Raw genomic sequence first — 5,465 nt, 5'->3', positions numbered from 1 at the left:
GCATGGCATGGTGCAGACCGTCTTGCAGCCCGACGCCTACGGCGATGGCCTGCCGCTCGGCGTGCGCCTCACGGCGCAAGACCGGCTGGAAGGCATGGCACCGGACTGGCCGGAATCGCCCGCCGCCGTGGCGCTGCGTGAACTGCAACAGGTGGCCGGTGAAGCCTTGCCGGAGGACAGCGCCGAACTGTTCGCCGCGCTGCTGGCGAAGCCGCAAGACGAACTGGTGCGACTGCTGGCCGTGTGCGTGGCTTCCACGGTGGACGTGGTGACGCCCCGCGCCACGATGCACCATCGCGGCGAAGAACTGGCGCAGGCCGTGGGCCTCGACATGGCGGCATGGTGGAAGCCGACCGCAGAAGGCTACTTCAAGCACGTTTCCAAGGCCGTGATTCTGGATGCCGTGGGCGAGTACGCGCCCGAGCAAATCAACCGGCTGGCGAAGCTCAAGAAGGCCGACATTGCCAGCGAAGCCGAGCGGCTGGCCGATGGCACGGGCTGGATGCCCGCCATCTTCAAGGCCGCAGACCCGCAGGATGCCGCGCAGGAGGAAAGCCCGGAGCAGGACGCCCCGGAGGATGCCGAAGCAATGGCGGATGAACCCGCCGAGGCGCTGGCCGCTTGACCCACGCCGAAGGCAAGCGCCTCGGCCTCGACCGGGGCGCTTCGCTGGAAGGAGAAGCTCCATGATCCACACCGCCACCAGCCGCCCGCGCATGGCGGCGATCTACGCCCCCGGCACAGTACGCGCCCGCCGCTGGCACGGCGCAGGCGACGTACGCGGCTATCGCCCGCCCTCGGGCTGGTCGGCCCGCGCCGACCTCACCGACATTCATCCCATCACGGGCCGCGCCTTGCCGCGCGCCTTGTGGTGGCTCATCGAGACGAAGGAATAACCGCGATCAGCACCGCGCCCAGGCCGTTCCGTCCTGGGCGCGGTGAAATGCAAATCCGGTCGCGGTAGTGGCCGCGCGCGGTGTTCAAGGCCAGCAGCCGATTCAGAACGCCGCCGCCTTCGCGCTGGCTCAGGCGGCGGCGTTGAAAGCATCGCTGTAGTGCGCGATGCCTTCGGGCACCGGCCCATCGAAGGCCAGTGCCATGAAGTAGCCGGGCGGCACGCCCGGCAGTTGCAGGCCCGCACGGGCCTGAAAACCAAAACGCGCGTAATACGCGGGATCGCCCAGCAGCACGCAGCCCGCGGCCTGCATGTCACGCAGTTCAGACAGCGCCTGTTCCATCAGGCGCGAGCCGATGCCGTGCCCTTGCCTTTGCGGCAGGACGGAGATCGGCCCCAAGCCGTACCAGCCTTCGGCCTTGTGGCCGTTGCGATCGGTGATGGTCACGGGCGACAGGGCCACTTGGCCGACGACCTGGCCGTGTTCCTCGGCCACGATGGAATGCGTCAGTTCGTCGGCGGCGCGCAGGGCGCGCACGATGAACTGCTCGGTGTGGCTGGTGTGCGGTGCATCGGCGAAGGCGGCGACCGTGACGGCCTCGATGGCGGCCATGTCGTCAGGTGTTTCGTGTCGTAGCTGGATGGTCATGGACTGCTCTTGGATTCTTTCCTGAAAATATAGAATGGCCTGGGCGTGTCGGCGCTTCGCCCCGCCGGGCTTTCGGGCTGCGCCCCGTGCCAACTTCGCTGTCACGGCCATTCGGCTTCAATCCCTCACGCCTTTGCGCCTGCGGCGCTGCGCGCTTCGCTTGCCTCCAGGGGAAAGCCCTGCGGGCTATCCCCGCCGCGCGATGCTTGGCGCCCCTCGATGCGGCCGAACCGGCTGCGCCGGATCGGCGCGGCCAGCGCTACGCCGCGATGGACGGGGTGCTGGCGAACACGCTGGCGCTTGCTGCAGCAGGTTGCACGGATGCGTGCTGCCCTCAACGCTGGCGGTTCCTGCCCATCACGTCACGAAGGACGGTTCACGGACAACCCGCCCGGCATCGCTATGGAGCTTCCACGCCACGCCTCAAGACCGGCGCCGCAAGGTGCGGGCGGGGCTTTCTCGCCTTTCATTGGGTGGTTGACCTGGCCCGCGTCAGTGGGCGAGCCGGAGAAGCCTTCGGGCGGGGATGCCGAGTCGGCCCCATCTCCTTTCGGAGCGGTTCGGCCCAAGGCGTCCTTGTCTCGTTGTGAATCCTGGCGGTGGCACGGCTGCGCCTCGGGCTTCATGGCTGCAACCGTCCGGCGAAAACAATTTCCCCGCCGCTGCGCGGCTTCCTCGCGCAGCAAATTCTTTTCGCCTCCCGGCTCTCCACTGCGTTTCGACCGCAAGCGGTGCAGCCAGCCCGTTCCCCGCTGGCCGGATCACAACAAGGACGCGATGGGCGCGAACCTTGTTCCACCGAAAGGAGAAATCATCATGGCCAACATCGGCACCTTCACCGCAGACAAAGACGGCTTCACCGGCACGCTCCGCACCCTGACCCTCAACGTCAAGGTCAAGCTGGTTCCCAACGACAAGGGCAGCAGCGAGAACGCCCCCGACTTCCGCCTCCAGGCCGCCGGCCACGACATCGGCGCGGCGTGGAACAAGACCAGCGAGGCAGGGCGGGAATACAAGTCCGTGACCCTCGACGATCCTTCGTTCCCGGCTCCGGTCTATGCCCGCCTGATCGAAGGCGAGGACGGCACGCACGACCTGATCTGGTCGCGCAGCAAGCCCCAGGCGGCGTGACCGCCGCAGCGCCCCGTCCATTGCGGCGGGGCGCTGCGCTATCACTACGTCCCATACCAGACCGAAATAGGCAGTGGCCTTTTTCGGGTCGCATCTTCATGTTGGAAAGCCAGCACCAGCGGCTGCGATCAAAGCATGGCGTTTCGGCGCGTTGCGCCACCGGGCTTTGCGGGCTGCGCCCCGTGCCGTCTTTTCCGTCACGGCCATTCGACTCCAATCCCTCACACCTTCGCGCCTGCGGCGCTGCGCGCTACGCTTGCCTCCAGGGGATCGGCGCAAGGCCCATCCCCGCCGCGCTGCATTTGGCGCCCCTTGAACACCGCCGAACCGGCCTGCGCCGGATCGACCCCGCCCAGCCTACGGCAGGGCTGCCGCTGCGAGCTGGCTTTCAGCCTCGCTCATCAGCACCGCAGTGCTGCATTCGAGCGCGCCGGCAATCTTGAAGATGATCGCCAGCGTTGGCATGTGCTCGCCGCGCTCGATCTTGCCCATGTGCGAACGTTCGACGCCAGCCAAGTGCGCCAGCGATTCTTGCGCGATACCGCGCTCTATCCGCAGCGCACGCACCGCAGCGCCGAAGGCGTGAGCCAACTCGGCGTCATGGGTGGTGGAGCCAGCCGGTCGGCCGGGCTGGACGGATCGCTTCTGCATGGACAGAAGCGTTGATTCGCCGCACAATTAAAACCACGTTATCTTTAACTCATTCATCAAAACCCCACCGTTTTACGGTTCTGCAGAAATCCGTATTTACGGACTCCGACAAAGGCGTAGACCCACGGAATCACAATCGTGTTCATGCCCAAATCCGCCGATACGGTTTTGCGCCTTCACGCTTTGGCGGATTCGTGCAGCCGACGGGAATCGCCATGAATCCGCTCATCACCGAGGACGACCGTGTGTGCCTGCTGGCCCACGGCCAGGCCCGCGCCGCTGGCCGGGCCATCGACCCGGTGCCCGTGGTCCGGTTGTTCACGCCGGACGCACATGTGACTTGGCTGCTGGCCGCGCTCGATCCCGCCGATGGCGACACCGCCTGGGGACTTATCGACCTGGGGATCGGTATACCGGCGCAAGGCACCGTCAAGCTATCCGAGCTGGCCGGCATCGTCGGGCCGCGCCAGCAGCCCGTGATGCGTGACCTCTATTTCTGCCCAACGCGCACGCTGTCGGAATACACCCGGCTGGCCCAGCGCGACGGGGCTATCCCGGACTGAACAAGGCTGACTGTGATTTTTTCAGTCTGGTGTCATGCCGGTCAGGTCTCAATCGGCATTCTTGCGGCATACCCCGGCCAGTCTGATCGAAACAGTCATGATGCGTGGCGCGGGTTGCGGCAGGCTGGACAATGCAGCGCTCCAAGTTCGGAGTGCTGCCGCCGCCGCATTGAGACAAACACTGCAACGCATCGGAGCCATTCGGTCTTGACCCCTTCCACCTATCTTGAACCTCCAAATTTTCCAACGATGGCGATGTAGCGCGTAGTCCCTTCCGTGACGGCGAATCCTGTTCTCAGGGAGGAGGCGCCATGGTCAATCCCCATCACCTCGCGCACTGGTATCCCACTGCGGCGTACCTGTTTGTCCTGTGGCTCGATGCGCTCGCGCTGGCTTGGGAATACCTGCGCAGGAATCCCGACTACCGGCTTGACTGGCTGCGCCATCATCGCCGGCTGCAAGCTGCGCAGCAGGCGGCTCAACGCTGGGGCTTGCGCTTGCTGGAAGACCCAGCCCTGGATGCGCGCGACGCGCATCCGGCCTGGCTGCCCGGCTCCGATGCCGTGGTGCAGCTCTACCCGGATGCCGATCCACCACTGGACGCCGCCGCGTTCGCGTTCTGGCACATCCCCGGCCACAAGCACCTGCTGCATGATGGCAAGGGCCTGGCGCTGATCGCGCGCAGTCCTGGTCGCTGCCTGCGCTTCGCGCTGGCGCCCGGCCTGCAAGACGGCATGGCCGTGGTCCATGCCTATCGCGGCGGCACTACCGCGCCTGCGCGCGGCTATGCGCCGGGCGCAGCCATTGCCGATGCCAAGCCCAGGCCAACACCGGCCGCGCTGCTGGAACTGCATACCCTGCAAGCGCTCGACGCCACCCTGGCGGGCGCGTCCTTGCGCGAGGTCGGTGAAGGCTTGTTCGGCGTGGATGCCTTGGCCGATTGGTACAGCGACGGTGGCCTGCGCTCGAAGGTGCGCCGTCTGGTGCGGCGAGGCGATGCAATGATGCGCGGCGGCTATCGCCGGATAGCACAAATTTCGCCGCTTGAGAAGGGTCGTTCTGATGATGGCGCAAAACGACCCTGAGCAGAACAGCTTGGTTTTCTGAGACTGCCTCCATCCGGTTGCGCTGTGTGGCCGGAGCTTTGAAAGCTATGGAGGTTTACACCATGCGTCCCGCTCCCTTGCGGCCTGCCGCCACTGCTGTCGCTGCGTCCATGCAGCCTCAACGCTACCTGACCAACGACGAAGCTGCCGAGTACCTGCGCCTGTCGCCGCGCACCCTGGAGAAACAGCGCGTGATCGGTGGTGGCCCGCGCTTTCGCAAGTTCGGTCGCCGCGTCATGTACGCCGTGGCCGACCTCGACATATGGGCGGCCGACCGCAGCTTCGAGACGACTTCCGATCCCGAATACGCCGAGCATCATGCGGCGGACAGCCGTGCGCGCTGAACGCTGGCGCGCAGGTGGCCTTTGCCATGTCCAGCTCTGCGCTGCCGCACCGGCAGCAGCCGATGCAGGAACGCGAACAGCTCGACCTGTTCCGCGCCTTGCCCGGCGACATGGCGCCGCGCGACA

At 66.2% G+C, this 5,465-nt stretch carries 7 protein-coding genes and 2 pseudogenes; 7 read left to right on the top strand and 2 right to left on the bottom strand.

Features of this window, described 5'->3' with window-relative positions; genetic code table 11:
* A pseudogene (locus QRO95_RS24855) lies at window positions 1–625 on the top strand (chromosome partitioning protein ParB); the annotation flags it as partial.
* A gap of 61 nt (window positions 626–686) precedes the next feature.
* Window positions 687–896 (top strand): hypothetical protein, encoded by a 210-nt coding sequence (locus QRO95_RS24850; RefSeq protein ID WP_047289083.1) that lies wholly within the window; start codon window positions 687–689, stop codon window positions 894–896.
* A gap of 129 nt (window positions 897–1,025) precedes the next feature.
* Here the strand turns inward: QRO95_RS24850 and QRO95_RS24845 are convergent, their stop codons facing one another.
* Complete coding sequence (locus tag QRO95_RS24845; protein ID WP_047289082.1) at window positions 1,026–1,544, bottom strand: GNAT family N-acetyltransferase; 519 nt, start codon at window positions 1,542–1,544, stop codon at window positions 1,026–1,028.
* An 816-nt stretch (window positions 1,545–2,360) separates the two neighbouring features.
* Between QRO95_RS24845 and QRO95_RS24840 the strand changes: the two genes are divergently transcribed.
* Window positions 2,361–2,675 carry a DUF736 domain-containing protein gene (locus QRO95_RS24840; RefSeq protein ID WP_023103964.1) on the top strand — a complete coding sequence of 105 codons (315 nt, stop codon included), beginning with the start codon at window positions 2,361–2,363 and terminating at the stop codon, window positions 2,673–2,675.
* A 357-nt stretch (window positions 2,676–3,032) separates the two neighbouring features.
* On the opposite strand, the gene QRO95_RS24835 is transcribed toward QRO95_RS24840, so the two are convergent.
* On the bottom strand, window positions 3,033–3,326 hold the full coding sequence (locus tag QRO95_RS24835) for a helix-turn-helix domain-containing protein (RefSeq protein ID WP_053506350.1): 294 nt from the start codon (window positions 3,324–3,326) through the stop codon (window positions 3,033–3,035).
* A 215-nt stretch (window positions 3,327–3,541) separates the two neighbouring features.
* Here QRO95_RS24835 and QRO95_RS24830 point away from each other — a divergent pair, with 215 nt between their 5' ends.
* From QRO95_RS24830 to QRO95_RS24815, 4 genes and pseudogenes are all read left to right on the top strand, one after another.
* A complete protein-coding gene (locus tag QRO95_RS24830; RefSeq protein WP_053506340.1) occupies window positions 3,542–3,889 on the top strand; it encodes a DUF2958 domain-containing protein in 348 nt (115 codons plus the stop codon).
* Window positions 3,890–4,200: 311 nt separating this feature from the next.
* Window positions 4,201–4,974 (top strand): DUF2285 domain-containing protein, encoded by a 774-nt coding sequence (locus QRO95_RS24825; RefSeq protein WP_047289076.1) that lies wholly within the window; start codon window positions 4,201–4,203, stop codon window positions 4,972–4,974.
* 83 nt (window positions 4,975–5,057) lie between these two features.
* Window positions 5,058–5,339: an AlpA family transcriptional regulator gene (locus QRO95_RS24820; RefSeq protein WP_023127562.1), complete on the top strand. Its 282-nt coding sequence runs from the start codon at window positions 5,058–5,060 to the stop codon at window positions 5,337–5,339.
* A gap of 26 nt (window positions 5,340–5,365) precedes the next feature.
* Window positions 5,366–5,465 (top strand): annotated as a pseudogene (locus QRO95_RS24815) (RepA replication protein); the annotation flags it as partial.

The sequence above is a fragment of the Stenotrophomonas maltophilia group sp. Smal13 genome (assembly GCF_030236855.1).
Classification (GTDB): Bacteria; Pseudomonadota; Gammaproteobacteria; order Xanthomonadales; family Xanthomonadaceae; genus Stenotrophomonas; species Stenotrophomonas maltophilia_A.
The sequence above is the reverse complement of the archived record's forward strand: the minus strand, read 5'-3'. Positions and strand labels throughout refer to the sequence as shown.